The following is a 19980-nucleotide window of genomic DNA, read 5'->3' on the forward strand; positions in this document are numbered from 1 at the left end:
CCTTCGCCGTCACCCAACCCGAGCCCGGCATCTTCATCTGGCGCACCCCCTCCGGGCACACCTACCGGCGCGAACCCAACGGCACCGTCACCCTCATCGCCGTCCACCACCCCCACCACGCCCAGCCCGAACCCCTCCACGACGAGAACGACGACCCACCACCCTTCTGATCGCCGGTGTGCGTCGATGACCGGAAATCGGTGGACGGAGGCACGTCGGTCGGCGCAGACTTCCTCCATGCGACATTGATCTGACACAGACCCGCAGGTCCGTGGGCTCGCCCGCACCGCCACCGCATGGGCGTTCGCGGCGGAGGCGATGCCGCTCTACCCGCTCTACGCGCTGCTGTTCGCCGACGCCGGCTTGAGCGGTGCGGAGATCTCAGCGCTCTTCGCGATCTGGTCCGCCGTCGCTGTCGTCGCCGAGGTGCCGACCGGCCTGCTCGCCGACCGCTTCTCACGGCGCGGCGCCGTGGTCGCCTCCTCGTTGCTCCAGGCAGCCGCCTTCGCGCTGTGGGTGCTGGAGCCTACCTTCACGGCCTTCGCCGCCGGCTTCGCCCTGTGGGCCATCGGCGGAGCGTGCGCCTCGGGTGCCTTCGAGGCTCTGCTCTTCGACGGCCTCGACGCCGCGGGTGCGCGCAAGCTCTACCCCAAGGTGCTCGGTCGCGTCGAAGCCGCCGCGCTCGTCGCCCAGGCGCCGGCGGCACTGGCGGCGACCGGGCTGTTCGCGGTCGGGGGCTTCGGCCTCGTCGGAGCCGTGAGTGTGGCTATGTGCCTCATCGCGGCGGTCCTCGCGACCAGGCTTCCCGCGACGCGCCACGGGCCAGCACCCGGCGACGAAACGCGAACCGCGCTGCGCGACGTCGTGAAGGACGTGCGCGCGACGGTCGCCAGGCGCGGAGTTCGTGGTGCCGTCGTACTGGTCGCCCTGCTGCTGGCGGTCGACGGCCTCGAGGAGTACTTCCCACTGCTCGCCGCGGAGCAGGGTGTGCCGACCGTCTGGGTGCCGCTCGTCGTGCTAGTGATCCCGCTCGCCGGCGCCCTCGGCGCGTGGCTCGGCGGCCGGGCACGGCACGTGCCGGTCACCCGGCTGGCGCTTGTTCTCGCCGTCGGTGCCGCTCTTCTCGCCGTCGTCGGTCAGATCGCCCACCCGGCGGGCGTCGCTGTCGTCGCGGTGTTCTACGGGATCTACCAGGCGGTCCGGGTGATCTCGGAGGCCCGGTTGCAGGAGCTGATCCCGAGCCCGCACCGTGCCAGCATCACCTCGGTCGCCGGTGTCGGCAGCGAGGTCGCCACTCTCGGCGTCTACGGTGCGTGGGCATTCGGTGGGACGTCGGCGGTCGCGGCCGGCGTCATGCTTCTGGCCGTGGCCCTTCCTCACCTCCTCGGAGGGCGGGCCGCCCGCCGGGCTCCGGCGTCCCAGCCTGACGGGAGTCCGGCGTCCCGCGCGGACCAGTGACAGCCGCGGGCATGCCGGCCACGGGCATCCAGGCCCCGGACGGGACGGGGCGACGTCGGGGCAACGGGAAGTGATCCAGGTCCGCCGCCGCGACGACCTCCGCGCCGCCGGCGCGCGCCCGCGCCTGGGCGGCCAGCGCAGCGACGTCCGGGTAACGCGAGGAGAAGTGCGTTAGCACGAGCAGCCGGGCACCGCCGTCGCCGGCGATCGAGCCCGCCTGCCCGGCGGTGAGGTGCCGGTAGTCCGTGGCGAGAGCTGCGTCCTCGTCGGCGAACGTGCACTCGGTGACGAGCAGGTCCGCGCGGTCCGCGAGCTCCTCGGCGCCGATGCACGGCGCGGTGTCCATGACGAACGCGAAACGCTGGCCCGGCCGCGGAACGCTCACGTCCTCGAGCCGAACACGGCCCACCCGCCCCTGCCGCTGCAGCTCGCCCACGACCGGTCCGGACAGCCCCGCGGCCGCCAGTCGCTCGGGCAGCAAGGTCCGTCCGTCGGGCTCACGAAGCCGGTAGCCGTACGTCTCGACGCGGTGGTCCAGCGGCACGACGTCGAGCCCGTCGGCGATCTCGCCGGCCGCGCCGTGGGGGTGCAGCCGCAGGTCCACCCCGCTTCCTGCGACGGCGACGAGGGCGCGCACGACCTCCTCGCCGGACGCGGGATAGTGCAGTTGCACGGGGTGGTCGACACCGTCGACGGCCATGCGGGACAGCACGCCCGGCAGGCCGAAGCAGTGATCGCCGTGGACGTGGGTGAGGCAGATACGGGTCACGCGCGAGGAAGCGACCCCCGCGTGGATCATCTGCCGCTGCGTGCCTTCGCCGGGGTCGAGCAGCAGACCCTCACCGTCCCAGCGCAGGAAGTAACCGTTGTGGTTACGGGTCCGGGTCGGCACCTGGGAGGACGTGCCGAGGACGACGAGCTCGCGCATGCCGCGAGTCTGCCGCAGCGCCCCGACGAGGGCTCCGGGAGCCGCGGATTCTGGCCGGTCCGGGAACAAATCGGGAGCGCGCGCCGTTGAGCCTTATGTCACCCACCCACACGCAAGCGGAGGTAGCCCTTTGCCCACCAGCCAGCTCACGATGCCGATCGACCGTCCCGCCTCGTCCGGAGAAACGCCTCGCGGAGGGTGGCTCACCCGCCTGCTCCGCAACCGGCGGCAGGGGTACAGGAAGGTGCGTCCGCACCAGGCACGGCGGCTGATCGCCGACGGTGCCACCGTCATCGACGTCCGTGAGCCGGCGCACTGGCGCGCAGGGCACATCGAAGGCTCGGTCAACATCCCGCTGACGAGGATCCTCGCTCGCAGGGGCGAGATCCCGCAGGGTGCCGTCGTGACGGTCTGCCGCTCAGGGCCGCGCTCGGCCCGTGCCGCCGAGCTCCTCGCCGCGCACGGCTACGCGGCGTACAACCTGCGGGGCGGCCTGCGCGAGTGGGACTACGCGGGCTACCCGCTCACCGACGCGTCGGGGGAGCCGGGCTTCGTCGCCTGACCCCGCGCGAGCCCGGCGAGCTTTCTCAGAGCTCGCCGACGTCCACCGCGTCGAGGGCCTTCATCCAGCTCAGCGGCTCGGTCGTGGTGCCGCTGGCGTCGGTGTGGATCTCGAAGTGCAGGTGCGGCCCGGTGGAGTTGCCGTTGTTGCCGACCCCGGCGATGACGTCACCGGCCTTCACCTTCTGGCCGGCCGTGACGTACAGGTCGTCCGGGTACATGTGGACGTACCAGCTCTCGAAGATCTTGCCGTCGACCTCGTGCTTGATGGTGATCATCGAGCTCGAGCGGCCGTCCTTGCCGTTGCCGACGTAGGTCACCTCGCCGTCGGCGACGGCGTGGATCGGGGTGTCGAGCGGGGCGGCAAAGTCGACGCCCAGGTGCTCGCCTCCCCAGCGCGGACCGTACTTCGAGGTCAGCCGGTAGTCACCGGCAGCGACGGGCATGACCACCTCGGGGGCCGGGGGCGGCGGAGGGGTCGCGGCCGCGATCTCGGCGGCGGCCTTCGCGGCGGCCTCGGCCTTCTCGGCCTCGCTGGGCAGCGGCTCGCGCACCTGCACGCGGGAGGCGCGCTCGGCGGCGGCGCGGTCCTGGTCCGCCGGGTCCTCGACGAGGGCGTCCGACGTCGGAGCCTCCTTGGCGGCGGCCGCGAAGCCGGCGTCGAGCGTCTCCAGGGTGCTGGAGGTGGCCTTCGGGGCCGCCTCGCCCGCGGCGTTGGCGTCGTCGGAGTTTGAGGCGAAGACGGGCACGGCGACCGTCAGGGCGCCGAGCACACCGAGTGCGCACGCCTTGACGGCGAGGCGGCTGCGGAAGTGCGACGTCGGCTCGGCGCGGTGGGCGCCGCGGGAGCGGGGGGTCGAGGTGCTGGCGCTGTCGGGCATGGTGCTACCTGTCAAGGATCCTCCAGGAACTGGACCGGCCTCGTGGGCCGTGCGGAGTGCCCGACTAGGCGTGGAGACGCGGACGGGCGTGCGCCGGGGAGGTGGTCCCGGCCGGATTGTCACGGAAGCGTAACGGTAGGGATCCCACGCCTCCTATGAACCCGGTCACGATGAGCCGAGGATCACATCGGAGTTGGTGCGGCGCGCCCGGCGGGGTGTGGTAACGGACGGTGCGAGCGCTCAGGCCGACAGTGCGCGCCGCACCAGGTCGACCGCCTCGTCCTGGCTCAGGCCGAGGGATCGCACGGTCGTCGCGTAGGTGCGGGCGGCGACCCGCGCCGCGCGCCCGGAGTCGTCGTCGGCCACGAAGGTGCCAGACCGGCCGCGGCCCTCGAGGAGGCCGTCACCCTCGAGCTCCCGGTACGCGCGGGCCACCGTGTTGGCCGCGAGACCGAGGTCCTCGGCGAGCCGGCGGACAGTGGGGAGCCGGTCGCCGGCACGCAGCTCGCCGGACTCGACCTGGGCGGTGATCTGCTCGCGCAGCTGCTCGAACGGCGGCACCGAGGACGTCGGGTCGACCTGGAGCATCAGTTCCCCTCGCTGGCTCGGGCTCGGGACGGACGTGCGCTCACTCGTGGCTCGCAGGCTCCTCGGCCTCGCCCGCCGCGTGGCGAGCGAGGACGAACAGCAGGTCGGAGAGCCGGTTGAGGTAGGTCAGCGCGGGCCCCGCCACCTCGCGGCCACCCTCGCGGGCCGCCACCACGTGACGCTCCGCCCGTCGCGCGACCGTCCTGGCGTGGTCGAGCGCGGCGCTGGTCGGTGTCGCCCCGGGCACCACGAACACGGGCCGCAGGGGCCGCTCGGCGACGAGCTCGTCGATCATCCCTTCCAGCGCGGCGACCATCGACGGCGTCACGCGCGAGACGCCGTCGACGAGACGCCGTCGCCGCTCGGGGTGCGTGGCCAGGTCCGCGCCGACCACGAACAGCTCGCGCTGCAGCCCGAGCAGCCGCTCCGCGAGCTCCGCCTCCGCGCAGCCGGCACGGGCCACGCCGAGCACCGCGACCAGCTCGTCGACGTCCCCGTAGGCGTCCACCAGGACGTCGCCCTTGGAGGTCCGGCCGCCCAGGAAGAGGCCGGTGGAACCGTCGTCCCCGGTACCGGTGTAGATGCGCGCCACCGGGGAAGCATCGCACCACCCCCGGCGTGGTGGACAATGAACCCGAGAGAACAGCTGAACATCGTCCCGAAACCAGGGGAAGCCGGTCGAAATCCGGCGCTGACCCGCAACCGTAGGCCGCCGCGAGGCGGCGAGCCGGAGTACCTGCTCGGGGCGTGAGGCTCCACCCGTCGTGGTCTGCGGGCGAGCCCGGGCCCGGCGTGCGCGTACCCCGGGCGCGGGTCCGTGCGCGACCCTTGCCCGAGAGGTTCGCATGTACCCCGCCCCGCCCCGCCCGAGCACGCCCTCGCTCAGCACGTCGCGCACCACGCCGTTCCGCCTCGTGCGCGCGGCCGGCTCCGCCGCGGCGCTCGCCGTCCTCGCGCTCGTGCCGGCGCTGCCGGCCCAGGCCACCGCTCTCCCGGCCCAGGCCGGAGCCCCGGCCGACGTGAGCGGCACGGCCTGCGCCGACGACGCCGGCGTCACGGTCGTGGTCGACCTGACCGACCTCGGAGAGGACATCCGCGTCGGCTGCGCCGAGGGTGATCCGGCCACGGGCCGCGAGGCGCTGGAGAGCGCCGGCTTCACCACCGCCGACTCGGTGCCCGGCATGATCTGCGCCGTCGACGGCCTCCCGGACCCGTGCCCCGAGGAGTTCGACGGCAACTACTGGGCCTACTTCTCCGCCGAGGCGGACGGTGAGTGGACCGCCCGCACCGAGGGTGCCGACACCGCCGACCCCGCGCCGGGCACGTTCGAGGGCTGGCGCTACAACGACGGTTCCGCCGGACCCGGCGTGACGACGGCGGAGCTGACGGCGACCGCGGCCGAGAGCACCGCCACAGCCGATGACACCGCAACGGCCGGCGACGCCGCGGACACGCAGGCCGCCGACGACGCCTCCGGCCCCTCGACCGGGCTCGTGGTCGGGCTGGGCGCCGCGGCCGTCGCGCTGGTCCTCGCCGTCGTGCTGCTGCGCCGCCGGGGCCGGGCCTGACGGACGCCGTCGCGATGACCACCACCCGGGCCGCCACCACCCGCGCGAGCGCTGCGCCGCGGGTGGCGGCCGCCACCCGCGGCCGCCTGCACCCGCTCGGGTGGTGGGCCTGGGCCGGCGGCGTGGCGGTCGCCCTGACCCGCACCACCAACCCCGTGGTCGTGGTGCTGCTCGCGGTCGCGGTGGTCCTGGTCGTCGCCGTCCACCGGGACGGCTCGCCCTGGGCCCGCGCGTTCGGCGCGTACCTGGTGCTCGGCGGTGTCGTCATCACCGTGCGCCTGTTCTTCTACGTCCTCGTCGGCGTCGACGACGCCAGCCCGGTCGTGGTCGACCTGCCGGGCGTGCCGCTGCCGGAGTGGGCGGTCGGGGTGGAGCTCCTGGGCCCGGTGCACCTCTCCGGACTGCTCGCCGCCCTCTACGGCGGCCTCCGCCTCGCTGCGCTCATCGTCGCCTTCGGCGCCGCCAACGCCCTGGCCAACCCCAAGCGGGCGCTGCGCTGCCTGCCCGCCTCCCTGCACCACCTCGGCACCGCCGTCGTCATCGCGGTGACCGTCACCCCGCAGCTGGCTTCCGCGGTCGGCCGCGTGCGCCGCGCCCAGCGGCTGCGTGGCCTCGACGCCCGCGGCCCGCGCGCCGCCGCCGCCCGCCTGCTGCCCGTGCTCCAGGATGCCCTCGACCACGCCCTCGCGCTCGCCGCGTCGATGGACTCCCGCGGCTACGCCCGCACCACCACGCCGGGCGGCGACCGGCGGGTCGGGGTCGCCCTCGTCGTCGCCCTGCTCGCCGCCGTGCTCGGCACCTACGGCCTGCTCGACGGCTCCATGCCCGACTGGTCGGGACCGACCCTCCTCGCCGTCGGCGCCGCCGTCGCCGTCCTCGCCTCCGTCCTCGCCGGGCGCCGTGTGCACCGCACCCGGTACCGCCCCGACCCGTGGCGCGGCGAGGAGTGGGTCGTGGCCGGGTGCGGCGTGCTGGCCGCCGCCTGCGTCGTCGCCGGGGCGGCCCTGGAGCCGACGGCGATGACGGCCCCCGTCAGCCCGCCCGCCTGGCCCGCGCTGCCCCTCGCCGGAGCCCTGGCGGCCCTGGCGGCCGCGACTCCCGCCGTCCTGCGACCGAGGAGCGTGCGGTGATCCGCTTCGAGGACCTCTCCGTGACCTACCCCGGTGCGGGCGCGCCGGTGCTCAGCCACGTCGACGCCCACGTGGAGGAGGGCGAGCTGTGCCTCGTCGTCGGCCCCACGGGCTCCGGGAAGTCCACCCTCCTCGGGGCGGCCGCCGGCCGCGTCCCGCACTTCACGGGCGGCCTGCTCACCGGTCGTGTGCTGGTGGAGGGGCGTGACACCCGCGAGCACCTGCCCCGGGACCTGGCCGACGTCGTGGGGATCGTCGCACAGGACCCGCTCGCCGGCTTCGTCACCGACACCGTCGAGGAGGAGCTCGCGTTCGGGATGGAGCAGATCGGCCTCGCGCCGGCGCTCATGCGCAAGCGGGTGGAGGAGGTCCTCGACCTCCTCGACCTGGCGCGGCTGCGCGACCGCACCCTCGCTGACCTTTCCGGCGGCGAGCAGCAGCGCGTCGCGATCGGCGCCGTCCTCACCGCCCAGCCCCGCGTGCTCGTCCTCGACGAGCCGACCTCCGCCCTCGACCCGGCCGCCGCCGAGGACGTGCTCGCGGCCCTCGCCCGCCTGGTGCACGACGTCGGCATCACCGTCCTGCTGGCCGAGCACCGCCTCGAGCGGGTGGTGCAGTTCGCCGACCGGGTGATCTCGCTGGCGCCCGGCGGGAACGCGGAGTCGGGTGCCCCTGCGCGGGTGCTCGCCGGCTCGGCCGTCGCCCCGCCGGTGGTCGAGCTCGGCCGCTGGGCGGGCTGGGACCCGCTCCCGCTGTCCGTGCGCGACGCGCGCCGGCTCGCCGGCCCCCTGCGTGACCGGCTCGCCCGGACGGCGCCCGCGCGAGCGGACGACGGCGCCGCTGGCGCACCCGTGCTCGACGCCCGGGAGGTCCGCGTGCGGCACGGGGACGTGGACGCGGTCCGCGGCGTCGACCTGACCCTGCGCGCGGGCGAGATCGTCGCCCTGATGGGGCGCAACGGCTCGGGCAAGTCCTCGCTGCTCTGGGCGATGCAGGGGCAGGGGCCCCGCACCGGGGGCAGCGTCCGCCTCGCCGGCCCGGGCGCCGACCCGGCCACCCTGCCCCCGGCCCTCGCGCGGCGGCACGTTGCCCTCGTCCCCCAGACCCCGTCCGACCTGCTGTACCTGCCGACGGTCGCCGAGGAGTGCGCCGCCGCCGATGCACAGGTGGGCGGCCCGCCCGGTTCCGCCCGGGACGTCCTGAGCGCCCTCGCCCCCGGCACTCCCGACGGCGCCCACCCGCGCGACCTGTCCGAGGGGCAGCGCCTCGCGCTGGCGCTCGCCGTGCAGCTCACGGGTCGTCCCGATGTCCTCCTCCTCGACGAGCCCACCCGCGGCCTCGACTACACCGGCAAGGCCCGGCTCGCAGAGCTCCTGCGCTCGCTGCGCGAGCTGGGCCGTGCCGTGCTGCTCGCCACCCACGACGTCGAGTTCGTCGCCGGCTGCGCCGACCGCGTCGTGCTCCTCGCCGGCGGCGAGGTGGTGGCGGACGCGCCCGCCCGCGAGGTGCTGCACGACTCCGCCACCTTCTCCCCGCAGGTGGCCAAGGTCCTCCGCCCCCTCGACGTGCTCACCGTCGACGACGTCCGCCGCCTGCTCCCCGGTGGTGCGCCGTGAGGCCGGACGAACCGGCGCGCGCGGTGCCGGTGAGCCGGCGGACGACCCTCGCCCTCGGGCTCGCCTCGCTGCTCGGGCTGCTCGCGTTCGGCTGGCCGCTCGTCGTCCAGCCCGGGGCCGCGCTCGCCGACGCGACGGACGCGCCGCTGGTCCTCGGCGTGGTGGTGGCCGCCGCGCTGGCCGTGCTCTTCGTCGGGCTGGGTGACGGCGGCATCGACGTCAAGGCCGTCGCGATGCTGGGCCTCCTCTCCGCCGTCGGCGCGCTCGTACGGCCCGTCGCGGGAGGCACCGGGGGCGTGGAGACGGTCTTCCTGGTCATCGTCCTGGGCGCCCGCGTCTTCGGGCCGGGCTTCGGCTTCGTCCTCGGCTCGACGACGCTGCTCGCCTCCGCCCTCCTGACCGGCGGTGTCGGGCCCTGGTTGCCGTTCCAGATGCTCGCCGCCTCCTGGGTCGGCCTCGGCGCGGGGTTGCTGCCAGGACGGCTGCGCGGCTGGGGCGAGGTGGCCGCGCTCGCCGGCTACGGCGCCGTCGCCGCACTCGCGTACGGCTGGGCGATGAACCTCGCGTTCTGGCCGTTCCAGCTCGGCGCCGGCACGGCCATCTCCTTCGTACCTGGCGACCCGGTGCCGGAGAACCTGCGCCGGTTCGTGCTGTACTCCCTCGCGACCTCGCTCGCCTGGGACCTCGGGCGCGCGCTGACCACGGCCGTCGGTGTCACGCTGCTCGGCCGGCCGGTCCTCGCCACGCTGCGCCGGGCGGCGGTCCGGGCCGTTTTCGGCGCCGGACCCGCGCGCGCCGACGAGCGCGGCGGGCCCGTCGCGGGGCAGACTCAGGCGACCGGCAGCCCGTGAGGGCGGGGAGAGCAGGAGGAGGCGCACACCCATGCCCGTGGTGGACAACGAGATCTACGTCGACGGCGAACGGGTCGCGACGCCCGAGGACCTCGAGCAGACCTTCGAGCTGCTCCACCGCCACGGCGGGATGGCCTGGGTGGGCCTCTACCGACCGTCGCCGGCGGAGGTGGGCGCCGTCGCCCGCGAGTTCCGCCTGCACGAGCTCGCCGAGGAGGACGCCAACAAGGCCCATCAGCGCCCCAAGCTGGAGCGTTACGGCGACACGCTGTTCACGGTGCTCCGGCCCGCCCGCTACGTCGAGGAGACCGAGAAGGTGGAGTTCGGCGAGCTCCACATCTTCACGGGCCCCGGGTTCGTCGTCACCGTGCGGCACGCCGAGTCGCCCGACCTCGGCAAGGTCCGGCGCCGCCTCGAGCACGACCCCGAGACGCTGCGGCTCGGCCCCGAGGCCGTGCTGTACGCGATCCTCGACCAGGTCGTGGACGAGTACGCGCCGGTGGTCGCCGGGCTGGAGAACGACATCGACGAGATCGAGGACCAGCTCTTCGAGAGCGACCCGACCGTCTCGCGCCGGATCTACGAGCTCTCCCGCGAGGTGATGGCCTTCCAGCGGGCGACCCACCCGCTCCTGGTCATGCTCGACAGCCTCGAGCAGGGTTTCGACCGCTACGGCGTGGACGTCGAGCTGCGGCACCGCCTGCGTGACGTCCACGACCACGCCATCCGGGTGGTCGAGCGTGTCGAGGCCTTCCGGGCGCTGCTGCAGAACGCCCTGACGGTCAACGCGACCCTCGTGGCCCAGGTGCAGAACGAGGAGACGCGGCGCGTCACCGAGGCCAGCTACCTCCAGAGCGAGCAGGTCAAGAGGATCTCCTCGTGGGCGGCGATCCTGTTCGCCCCGACCCTCATCGGGACGATCTACGGGATGAACTTCCGCCACATGCCCGAGCTCGACTGGGCCTACGGTTACCCGCTCGCGCTGCTCGGCATGGTGGTCATGGGCGTGGTGCTGTACGTGGTGTTCAAGCGGCACCACTGGTTGTGAGGCGGCCGCGTCACATCCACGTCAGATCCCCGTCGGCACCAGCACCAGGCGGGCGATGATGCCGGCCGCCGCGCTCGAGGCGATGGTCAGCACGCGGGCGAGGGTGGCCTCGTCGAAGGGCCACTCGAGAATGCGCTCGGCCCGCTTCTCCAGGTTCTCCGCCGCGCCCAGGAGCCCGGACTGCTGCTGGAGCACCTCGAGCGTCGGCTCGCCGCGGACCCTGTCGAGCGCCTGCCGGTAGAGGGTCAGCGCCAGCTCGAGCTCCCGCTGCTTGACGCTGACCATCTGCCGGTGGATGTCGCGCAGGGACAGGAAGAACAGGCACAGCGCGGCGGCCAGGGCGCCGATGCCGACGGCGGCCACCGGGACGTCGGTGAGCCCGGTCAGCACGAGCGGCCCGATCGCGCCGAAGAGCAGCCAGAAGCCGGTGAAGGCCAGCCGGCCCACCGGCCGCAGGCCGAGCGTGCGGTCCCCGCGGTAGCCCAGGAGCGTCACGTGGCCGCGCCCGAGCCGGATCAGCCCGCGCTGCAGCACCACGTAGACCCAGACGGCCGTGCACAGCGGCACGCCGATGATCAGCCAGGTCAGCCCCTGGACCGCGGCGGCGGCGGCCTCCCCGCGCAGCGCCTCGTCGAGAGGCAGGACCAGACCGACCCCGGCCGTCAGGACGAGGGGGACGACCGCGGAGTCGATCCCGCGGAAGAGGCGGGCGACGTCGGGCTCCGCCTCCGCGACGACGTCCGCCAGGGCCGGCCGCAGCCGGTACAGCTCCTCGTCGATCCGGGAGACGCCCCAGAGCGAGAGGACGACGGCGAACGAGGCCGCCACCCGGTTGAGCACCTCGCCCCACGGCACGCCCCCCGCCCACAGCGACGGGTCGAGCCGGCTGACCGCCGCGAGGTTCACCCAGGGGACGAGCGCCCAGGCGGCGACCCGGAGCGTCCGCGACCCCGGCAGGCGCGCGAGGAGGCGTTCGGTGAGGGGCGCTCGGGGCGCCCCGCCCGTCTCCGTGCCCCGCGGTGCCCGCCGGCTCCGCATGGCCGCACCACCACCCTCGGTCGCTACGGACATGGTCGCCGTTCCACCCGCCCCGGCGCACCTCCCCGCTCAGCACAGGCACGGCGCGCCGGGGTTTCCGGCGTTTTCAGGGGGCCGTCCGGCGCCGGCGCCGGACGCCCGGGCCCTAGGTCCCACTACGGACCGCGACCCCTACATATAGTGGCGCTCGGAAATTACAAACACCACATGTTGTGGTGACAAGTCGTCATGACAGGTTCACAATGGGTAGTGGCACGAAGCCGCGCCCGGACCGCGGCAGCGTCCGAAGGAGCAGACAATGAGCGTCACCCCGGCCAGCAGGAAGAGCGGATCCGCCCGGGCCAGACGGCGCGGCCTGACGATCCCCCGCGTGTTCTCCACGGCCGGGACCCACCCGTACGACGAGGTCGAGTGGGACCGCCGCGACATCGTGCAGACGAACTGGCGCACCGGCGAGACCGTGTTCGAGCAGCACGGCGTGGAGTTCCCGGCCGCCTGGTCGGTCAACGCCGCCACCATCGTCACCACGAAGTACTTCCGCGGCGCCCTGGGCACCGACGCGCGCGAGCGCAGCCTGAAGCAGGTCATCGACCGCGTCGTGCGCACCTACACCGCCTCCGGGAAGGAGAACGGCTACTTCGCCACCGACGCGGACGCCGACGTCTTCTCCGACGAGCTCACCTGGCTCCTGCTGCACCAGGTCTTCGCGTTCAACTCCCCGGTCTGGTTCAACGTCGGCACGGCCTCGCCGCAGCAGGTCTCCGCCTGCTTCATCCTCTCCGTCGACGACACGATGGACTCGATCCTCAACTGGTACCGGGAGGAGGGGCTGATCTTCAAGGGCGGTTCCGGCGCGGGCCTGAACCTCTCGCGGATCCGGTCCTCCAAGGAGCTGCTCTCCTCCGGCGGCAACGCGTCCGGCCCCGTCTCCTTCATGCGCGGCGCCGACGCCTCGGCCGGCACCATCAAGTCCGGCGGGGCCACCCGCCGCGCGGCCAAGATGGTCGTGCTCGACGTCGACCACCCGGACATCGCGGAGTTCGTCCAGACCAAGGCGCGCGAGGAGGACAAGATCCGCGCCCTGCGCGCCGCCGGGTTCGACATGGACCTCGGCGGCCGCGACATCGTCTCGGTGCAGTACCAGAACGCCAACAACTCCGTCCGGGTCAACGACGAGTTCATGCGCGCCGTCGAGTCCGGCGGCACGTTCGACCTCAAGGCCCGCCTCGACGGGCACGTCGTCGAGACCGTCGACGCCAGGAGCCTGTTCCGCACGATCGCCAAGGCGGCGTGGGAGTGCGCCGACCCCGGCCTGCAGTACGACGACACCATCAACGACTGGCACACCTCCCCGGAGTCCGGCCGCATCACGGCGTCGAACCCGTGCAGCGAGTACCTGCACCTGGACAACTCCTCCTGCAACCTCGCCTCGATCAACCTGCTGACCTTCCTGCGCGAGGACGACACCTTCGACGTCGAGCGGTTCGTCGCCGCCGTCGAGCTCGTCATCACCGCGATGGACATCTCCATCTGCTTCGCCGACTTCCCGACCCAGGCGATCGGCGAGACCACCCGCGCCTACCGCCAGCTCGGCATCGGCTACGCCAACCTCGGCGCCCTGCTCATGGCGACCGGCCACGGCTACGACTCCGACGGGGGACGCTCCCTCGCGGCGTCGATCACCTCGCTCATGACGGCGACGGCCTACCGCCGCTCAGCCGAGCTCGCCGGCGCCCTGGGCGCCTACGACGGCTACGCCCGAAACGCTGCCGGCCACCAGCGGGTCATGCGCAAGCACGCCGCCGCCAACGACGACCTGCGTACCGTCAACGACATGGACGCCGCGATCCACGAGGCGGCGACCGTCCAGTGGCAGGCCGGCAACGCTCTCGGCGCCGAGCACGGGTGGCGCAACGCCCAGGCGTCGCTGCTCGCCCCCACCGGGACCATCGGCTTCATGATGGACTGCGACACCACCGGCATCGAGCCCGACTTCTCCCTGGTGAAGTTCAAGAAGCTCGTCGGCGGCGGGTCGATGCAGATCGTCAACCAGACGGTGCCGCGCGCGCTGCGCCGGATGGGCTACGCCGAGGAGACGATCGAGGCGATCGTCGAGCACATCGCCGAGCACGGGCACGTCGTCGACGCCCCCGGTCTGAAGCCCGAGCACTACGAGGTCTTCGACACCGCCATGGGCGTGCGCTCCATCGCCCCGATGGGCCACGTGAAGATGATGGCCGCGGTCCAGCCCTTCCTCTCCGGCGCCATCTCCAAGACCGTCAACCTCCCCGAGACGGCGACCGTCGAGGACATCGAGCAGGTCTACTTCGACGGGTGGAAGCTCGGGCTCAAGGCGCTCGCCGTCTACCGCGACAACTGCAAAGTGGGCCAGCCCCTCTCGAGCGGGAAGTCGGCCCCGAGCGCCGCCGACGCCGCGGCCCCGGCCCCGGCTCCGTCGTCGGCGGCGGCCGGCGCGGAGCAGGCCGGCCTGGCGGAGACCAGCACGGACGGCCCGCCCCGGGCCGCGCGCAAACGACTGCCCAAGCAGCGGCCCTCGGTCACGACGTCGTTCACGGTCGGCGGCGCGGAGGGCTACCTGACCGCCGGGTCCTACCCCGACGACGGGCTGGGCGAGATCTTCCTGCGCCTGGGCAAGCAGGGCTCCACCCTCGCCGGCGTGATGGACGCGTTCTCCATCGCGATCTCGATCGGCCTGCAGCACGGGGTGCCGCTGGAGATCTTCGTCCAGAAGTTCACCAACCTGCGCTTCGAGCCGGCCGGCATGACGGACGACCCCGAGGTGCGGATGGCGCAGTCGATCATGGACTACGTCTTCCGGCGCCTGGCGCTGGACCACCTGTCGTTCGAGACGCGCTCGGAGATGGGGATCTTCACCACCACCGAGCGGGCACGCTACGCCGAGACCGGCTCGTACACGCCGGCCGAGACCGACCTCGCGGACCTCAACGAGCCGGTGGACGAGGAGGCGGTGGCAGGACCGGCGTCCGCCGCCGAGGCGGTCGCGAGCCCGGCGCCCTCCGCGCCGGAGCCGGCCCGGCCGCACTCCTCGGCCGAGCTCCTCGAGCTCCAGCAGGGCCAGCGCGCGGACGCGCCGTTGTGCATGTCCTGCGGCATCAAGATGCGGCCGTCGGGCTCGTGCTACGTCTGCGAGGGCTGCGGGTCGACCAGCGGCTGCAGCTGAGGAGCCCGGGGCAGCGGCCGGCCCGATCCCGCCTGCGCCACGAGGGAGCGTGCCACACTCGGAACCCGGCTGCAGGAGGTGCCAGGTGGCGTACCAGTTCGAGGAGATCTCCAGGGACGAGTGCCTGCGCCTGCTCGGCGCGGGCGTCGTCGGCTGGGTCGCCTACCCGGACGACGACGGTGCCTCCCTGGTCCCGGTGAACTACGTGCTGCACCGTGACGAGATGGTCCTCACGACCTCCTACGGCAGCAAGCTCGCGGCGGCCGCCCACAACCGCGCGATGTCCTTCGGGATCGGCGAGTTCGACCCCGCGAGCCGTACGGGCTGGTCCGTCGTCGTCCGCGGCCGCTCGCACCTCGTGGGCGACGAGCTGGTCAACCCCGACCTGCCGCCGGGTGACGCCTGGGCGGTGCGCGGGAAGGGCATCCCCATCGCGATCGAGCTGGCCCACGTCTCCGGACGCCGCGTGCACGCCGCCGGGCCCGGCGACGTGGCGGCGCCCGCGGGCTGAACCGCGAGCAAACGGCACCGCGCACGAACGCGTCGGGAAAATCCGTGCAAAACCCCGCTCTTTCCCTGCCCGTGCTTCTCCGCTAGGTTCGCGGTGCGCGCAACCGATATCTGAAGAGTCGCCCCGACTGCTCGGCAACGCCGCCAGCAGGAGCGGGACCTGCGGTGCGGGCACCAGAACGACGATTCTCACGGTGACCGTGATGGATCTCCGCGGTTTCTCGGGGGCATTTCCGGGAGGGGAATCGCCGTGGTCCAGATCGCGCCCGAAGGTCGTACACGTTCCGAGTTCATGGTCTCGAAGGGGTGGGTGCAGGGCGTCGCGCTCGTGATGCTCTTCGGCTTCTTCGTGATGGGCCTGCTGGCCCTGCGCACGTACACCGACTCGATGCCCCAGCCGGACAGGGTGGTCGACGCCCAGGGCGAGGTCGTCTTCACCGGCGAGGACATCACCTCGGGTCAGCAGATCTTCCTGCGCCGGGGCCTGCAGCAGTACGGCTCCGTCATGGGGCACGGCGGGTACCTCGGCCCCGACTACACCGCCGACTACCTGCGCCGCTCCGCCACCTACGTCCTCGACCAGCTCGAGGGCGCCGGCGAGCAGGACCCGCAGGGCGCCCTCGTGGAGATGATGCGGACCAACCGCTACGACGAGGCCACCGGCACCCTCGAGCTCACCGACCTGCAGGTCCAGGCGTTCGAGGAGGTCCAGCAGCACTACGCCGACTACTTCGGCTCGTCCACCACCCAGTACGGGCTCATCCCCGACGCCATCACCGACCCGGAGGACATCCGCCAGCTGACCTCGTTCTTCGCCTGGACGGCGTGGGCGTCGGCGGCGGAGCGACCCGGGCACGACTACTCCTACACGAACAACTGGCCCGCCGAGCCGCTCGTCGACAACGGCCCCACGGCCGACATCCTGGTGTGGAGCGGCCTGTCGCTCGTGGCCCTGCTCGCGGGCACGGGCGCCCTGTTCGCCATCTACGGCCGCTGGAGCCGCAGCATCGGCTGGCACTCCGCCGAGACCCGGACCCTCGCGTTCAAGCAGCCGGGCGAGGTCGCCGTCACGCCCGCCCAGCGGGCCACCGCCTGGTTCTTCTTCGTCGTCGCGCTGCTGTTCCTCGCCCAGGCGCTGCTCGGCGGCGCGGTCGAGCACTACCGCGCCGACCTCTCCAGCTTCTTCGGCATCGACCTCGCGCAGATCCTGCCGTTCAACCTCGCCCGCACCTGGCACGTGCAGCTCGCGCTGCTGTGGACCGCCGCCTCGTTCCTGGGCGCCGGCATCTTCATCGCCCCGTACATCTCGGGGCGCGAGCCCAGGAACCAGCACTGGCTCGCCTACGGCCTCCTCGGCGCCGTCGCGCTCGTCATCGTCGGCTCCTTCGCCGGGGAGGCGATGAGCATCTTCGGCGTCGAGCTCGCCAAGGGCTCGCCGCTGTGGGACATGCAGTGGGAGTACCTCGACCTGCCGAAGGTCTGGCAGGGCCTGCTCACCGTCGGCATGTTCCTGTGGATCGCGATCATCTTCCGAGCCATCCGCACCCGGCTGAGGACGGAGAATCGCGGCAACATGCCGTGGCTGTTCTTCTACTCCGGGCTCGCGATCCCCGGGTTCTACGCCGTCGGCCTGCTCGCCGGCACCCAGACACACCTCACCGTCGCCGAGTTCTGGCGCTTCTGGGTGGTGCACCTGTGGGTGGAGGATTTCCTCGAGCTCTTCACCACCGTGATGGTCGCCTACATCTTCGTGATGCTCGGCGTGGTCCGGCACAGGATCGCCATGCAGATCATCTTCCTCGACGTCATCCTCTACTCCGCCGGCGGCGTCCTGGGCACCATGCACCACCTGTACTTCTCGGGCACCCCGGTCGAGCACATGGCGCTCGGCGCGTTCTTCTCCGCCCTCGAGGTCATCCCGCTGACGTTCCTGACGATCGAGGCCTGGAGCTTCCTCCAGCTCGGCTCGCGGCAGGAGTCGCGCAGCTCCGCGCCGTTCCCGCACCGCTGGGCGGTGATGTTCCTCGTCGCCGTCGGCTTCTGGAACTTCCTCGGCGCCGGCGTCTTCGGGTTCCTCATCAACCTCCCGATCATCTCGTACTACCAGATCGGCACCGCGCTGACCGCCAACCATGCCCACGGCGCCATGATGGGTGTGTACGGGATGATGGGAGTGGGCCTGGCGCTGTTCGCGCTGCGCTACCTCATCCCGCCGGCCCGCTGGCCGGACCGGCTCGCGAAGCTGTCCTTCTGGTCGCTCAACATCGGGCTGGCCTGGATGGTCTTCGCGACCCTGCTGCCGCTCGGCGTCATCCAGCTCTGGTACTCCGTCAACGACGGCTACTTCGAGGCCCGCGAGCTGAACTTCATCACCCGCCCCGGCAACGCCGTCCTCGAGTGGTTGCGCATGCCCGGCGACCTCATCTTCATCATCGGCGGGGTCCTACCCTTCCTCTGGATCACCTGGCTCGGGGTGCGGCACCGCATTCGCTCGACCAGCCTCGAGATCCCCGTGGAGCAGCTCTTCGTCGAGGAGCAGCCGGTCGGTCCGGGCGGCACGGGCACCGGCCGCGGGAGCGCGTGATGGGCGACGTCGGCATCGCCGTCTGGCTGGCGGCCGGCTACGGGGTGGCGCTGCTCGGCGTCGCCCACGCGCTCGACCTGCTCGCCCGGCGGACCTCCACGAACACTGCCCGGTGGCGCTCCGGCGCCTTCACCTACCACGCCGACCACGACGCCTGGGTCTGCCCCGAGGACCAGTGGCTGTGGCCCCACTCGTTCGACCCGGAGAACCGGGTGATGCGGTACCGGGCCAGCCCGGCGGTCTGCAACTCCTGCCCCGTCAAGGACACGTGCACCACCTCGACGCACGGCCGGGAGGTCAGCCGCGGCGTCGACCCCTGGCCCGCCTCGGAGGCGGAGCGGTTCCACCGGGGCATCGCCTGCGCCGTCGCCGTCCTCGGGGCGGTCTGGCCGCTCGGGATGATGCTTGACGGCGGCAGCGCGGGGGAGCTGGTCGTGCTCGCCGTCGCGCTCGCGGTCGTCGCCGCGGGGAGCTGGCCGCTCTGGTCGCACCTGCGGCGCACGCCGGCGGCCTTCCCGGAGCACGTCAGGATCGAGATGCCCGACGACGCGGCCGCCGCCCGTGCCGTGGCGGCCGCCCGGGAGGCGCGCCGCAGGTCCGGGTACGCCAGCGACCGCCTTCGGTGCGCCCGGGACGGCGCAGGGGCGGGGTCCGGGGGTGCGGCAGGGACGGGGCCGGTGCCGATCGAGATCGGGAGCCGGGCCCCGATGCCCGGCGGCGGCGATGACCGGTTCGCCACCCGCTGGGGGGCGTTCGAGAAGGCGGCCGACGGCGGCGAGCTGCCGGGCGGCTGGTCGAGGAGGGGGAAGCGATGACCTGGCAGCTCGTGGTGGGGGTGGTCGTGGCGCTCGCGGTGGTGCTGCTGATCTCCTCGGTGAGGATCCTGCGCGAGTACGAGCGCGGCGTGGCGTTCCGGCTGGGGCGGCTGCGGCCGGCGCTCGGGCCGGGGGTGCGTCTGCTCGTGCCGGGCCTGGACAAGCTGGTCCGCGTGGACCTGCGCGTGGTGACGCTGACGATCCCGCCGCAGGAGGTCATCACCAAGGACAACGTGCCGGCCCGGGTCAACGCCGTCGTGCTGTTCCAGGTGACCGACCCGGTGCAGTCCGTGATGACGGTGGAGAACCACGCGGTCGCCACCTCGCAGATCGCGCAGACCACGCTCCGCTCCGTCGTCGGCCGGGCGGACCTCGACACCCTGCTGGCGCACCGGGCCGACCTCAACGAGGACCTGGCCCAGAGCATCGCCGCGCAGACCGCGCCGTGGGGCGTGCAGGTCAACGTGGTCGAGATCAAGGACGTCGAGATCCCCGAGGCGATGCAGCGGGCGATGGCGCGGGAGGCCGAGGCGGAGCGCGAGCGGCGGGCCAAGATCATCAACGCCCACGGCGAGCTGCAGGCCTCCGAGGAGCTGCGCCAGGCCGCGGACACGCTCAGCCGCAGCCCCGCGTCGCTGCAGCTGCGGTACCTCCAGACGCTGCTGGAGCTCGGCGCCGACCAGAACTCCACCGTGGTCTTCCCGCTGCCGATCGACATCATCGGCCCCTTCCTGGGGAAGCTGCCGCAGCTGACGGAGATCTTCACCAACGGCAGGTCCAACGGCACCCCGCCGCCGCGGGAGGAGCCGTCGGACGACACGCAGGCGAGCGCAGAGAGGGACGGCCGTGGCTGACACCGACATCCCGCAGGCGAGGTCCGGCACCCCGGCGGAGGACCGCGTCCTCCAGCCGGGCGACCTGCCGGGGATCCACCGCATCATCATCGGCACGGTCATCGCCGTCCTGGCCCCGCTCTTCGGGTTCCTCGGCGGGTCGATGGTCGGCGCCGAGGGCGGCGACACCGTGCAGCCCCTCTACTTCTGGCTGATGGGCGGCATCTTCGTCGGAGGCGTGGGCGCGCTCGTCGCGCTGCTGGGCGGCGTTCGGCTCGTGCGGGCCCGCCGGGAGCGGCGGGCCAGGCAGGCCGGGGGCGGCGCGACCACCGCCGTCACGGGCGAGCAACCGCTCTGACCTCGCGCCGC

Annotated in this window: 17 protein-coding genes and 1 pseudogene; 13 read left to right on the plus strand and 5 right to left on the minus strand. The window is 73.1% G+C overall.

The genetic code is table 11. The annotated features are described in order from the left end of the window. Positions 1-318 precede the first annotated feature (318 nt). Positions 319-1458 (plus strand): MFS transporter, encoded by a 1140-nt coding sequence (locus ABD774_RS00005; RefSeq protein WP_345036209.1) that lies wholly within the window; start codon positions 319-321, stop codon positions 1456-1458. On the opposite strand, the gene ABD774_RS00010 is transcribed toward ABD774_RS00005, so the two are convergent. Then, complete coding sequence (locus ABD774_RS00010; protein WP_345036211.1) at positions 1352-2386, minus strand: ribonuclease Z; 1035 nt, start codon at positions 2384-2386, stop codon at positions 1352-1354. The genes ABD774_RS00005 and ABD774_RS00010 overlap by 107 nt on opposite strands. Before the next feature lie 244 nt (positions 2387-2630). Between ABD774_RS00010 and ABD774_RS00015 the strand changes: the two genes are divergently transcribed. After that, the gene (locus ABD774_RS00015) at positions 2631-2948 is read left to right on the plus strand and encodes a rhodanese-like domain-containing protein (protein WP_345036213.1); all 318 of its coding nucleotides are present in this window, start codon (positions 2631-2633) and stop codon (positions 2946-2948) included. 25 nt (positions 2949-2973) lie between these two features. Here the strand turns inward: ABD774_RS00015 and ABD774_RS00020 are convergent, their stop codons facing one another. From ABD774_RS00020 to ABD774_RS00030, 3 genes are all read right to left on the minus strand, one after another. After that, positions 2974-3828, minus strand: a complete 855-nt coding sequence (locus tag ABD774_RS00020; protein ID WP_345036216.1) for a M23 family metallopeptidase — start codon at positions 3826-3828, stop codon at positions 2974-2976. Between the two features lie 240 nt (positions 3829-4068). Then, positions 4069-4416, minus strand: a complete 348-nt coding sequence (locus ABD774_RS00025) for a GntR family transcriptional regulator (protein ID WP_345036218.1) — start codon at positions 4414-4416, stop codon at positions 4069-4071. Positions 4417-4456: 40 nt separating this feature from the next. Further along, positions 4457-5008: a cob(I)yrinic acid a,c-diamide adenosyltransferase gene (locus tag ABD774_RS00030; protein ID WP_345036220.1), complete on the minus strand. Its 552-nt coding sequence runs from the start codon at positions 5006-5008 to the stop codon at positions 4457-4459. Positions 5009-5261: 253 nt separating this feature from the next. Here ABD774_RS00030 and ABD774_RS00035 point away from each other — a divergent pair, with 253 nt between their 5' ends. Genes ABD774_RS00035 through ABD774_RS00055 form a run of 5 tightly spaced genes read left to right on the plus strand, consistent with a single transcriptional unit; the run spans position 5262 to position 10629 of the window. Beyond that, on the plus strand, positions 5262-5984 hold the full coding sequence (locus ABD774_RS00035; protein ID WP_345036222.1) for a hypothetical protein: 723 nt from the start codon (positions 5262-5264) through the stop codon (positions 5982-5984). Positions 5985-5998: 14 nt separating this feature from the next. After that, a complete protein-coding gene (locus tag ABD774_RS00040) occupies positions 5999-7114 on the plus strand; it encodes a CbiQ family ECF transporter T component (RefSeq protein WP_345036224.1) in 1116 nt (371 codons plus the stop codon). After that, positions 7111-8730: an ABC transporter ATP-binding protein gene (locus ABD774_RS00045; RefSeq protein ID WP_345036226.1), complete on the plus strand. Its 1620-nt coding sequence runs from the start codon at positions 7111-7113 to the stop codon at positions 8728-8730. The genes ABD774_RS00040 and ABD774_RS00045 overlap by 4 nt, the downstream gene beginning before the upstream one ends. After that, positions 8727-9581: an ECF transporter S component gene (locus ABD774_RS00050; RefSeq protein ID WP_345036228.1), complete on the plus strand. Its 855-nt coding sequence runs from the start codon at positions 8727-8729 to the stop codon at positions 9579-9581. Before ABD774_RS00045 ends, ABD774_RS00050 begins: the two co-directional genes overlap by 4 nt. Before the next feature lie 31 nt (positions 9582-9612). Then, complete coding sequence (locus tag ABD774_RS00055; RefSeq protein WP_345036230.1) at positions 9613-10629, plus strand: magnesium and cobalt transport protein CorA; 1017 nt, start codon at positions 9613-9615, stop codon at positions 10627-10629. 21 nt (positions 10630-10650) lie between these two features. On the opposite strand, the gene ABD774_RS00060 is transcribed toward ABD774_RS00055, so the two are convergent. Beyond that, positions 10651-11700, minus strand: coding sequence for a hypothetical protein (locus ABD774_RS00060; protein WP_345036233.1), 1050 nt, complete (start codon positions 11698-11700; stop codon positions 10651-10653). Positions 11701-11965: 265 nt separating this feature from the next. On the opposite strand from ABD774_RS00060, the gene ABD774_RS00065 reads away from it, so the two are divergent. The 6 genes and pseudogenes from ABD774_RS00065 to ABD774_RS00090 all read left to right on the plus strand — a co-directional run bounded on the left by ABD774_RS00065 (position 11966) and on the right by ABD774_RS00090 (position 19969). Then, the gene (locus tag ABD774_RS00065) at positions 11966-14869 is read left to right on the plus strand and encodes a vitamin B12-dependent ribonucleotide reductase (protein ID WP_345036235.1); all 2904 of its coding nucleotides are present in this window, start codon (positions 11966-11968) and stop codon (positions 14867-14869) included. Between the two features lie 85 nt (positions 14870-14954). After that, positions 14955-15380 carry a pyridoxamine 5'-phosphate oxidase family protein gene (locus ABD774_RS00070; protein ID WP_345036237.1) on the plus strand — a complete coding sequence of 142 codons (426 nt, stop codon included), beginning with the start codon at positions 14955-14957 and terminating at the stop codon, positions 15378-15380. Positions 15381-15671: 291 nt separating this feature from the next. Continuing rightward, positions 15672-17963, plus strand: a complete 2292-nt coding sequence (locus ABD774_RS00075) for a nitric-oxide reductase large subunit (protein ID WP_345036239.1) — start codon at positions 15672-15674, stop codon at positions 17961-17963. Continuing rightward, positions 17963-18523 (plus strand): annotated as a pseudogene (locus ABD774_RS00080) (hypothetical protein); the annotation flags it as partial. The gene ABD774_RS00075 and the pseudogene ABD774_RS00080, both read left to right, overlap by 1 nt. 251 nt (positions 18524-18774) lie before the next feature. Further along, on the plus strand, positions 18775-19632 hold the full coding sequence (locus tag ABD774_RS00085; RefSeq protein ID WP_345036243.1) for a slipin family protein: 858 nt from the start codon (positions 18775-18777) through the stop codon (positions 19630-19632). Then, the gene (locus ABD774_RS00090; protein WP_345036245.1) at positions 19625-19969 is read left to right on the plus strand and encodes a hypothetical protein; all 345 of its coding nucleotides are present in this window, start codon (positions 19625-19627) and stop codon (positions 19967-19969) included. The genes ABD774_RS00085 and ABD774_RS00090 overlap by 8 nt, the downstream gene beginning before the upstream one ends. Positions 19970-19980 lie beyond the last annotated feature (11 nt).

Source organism: Georgenia daeguensis, assembly GCF_039537705.1.
Classification (GTDB): domain Bacteria; phylum Actinomycetota; class Actinomycetes; order Actinomycetales; family Actinomycetaceae; genus Georgenia; species Georgenia daeguensis.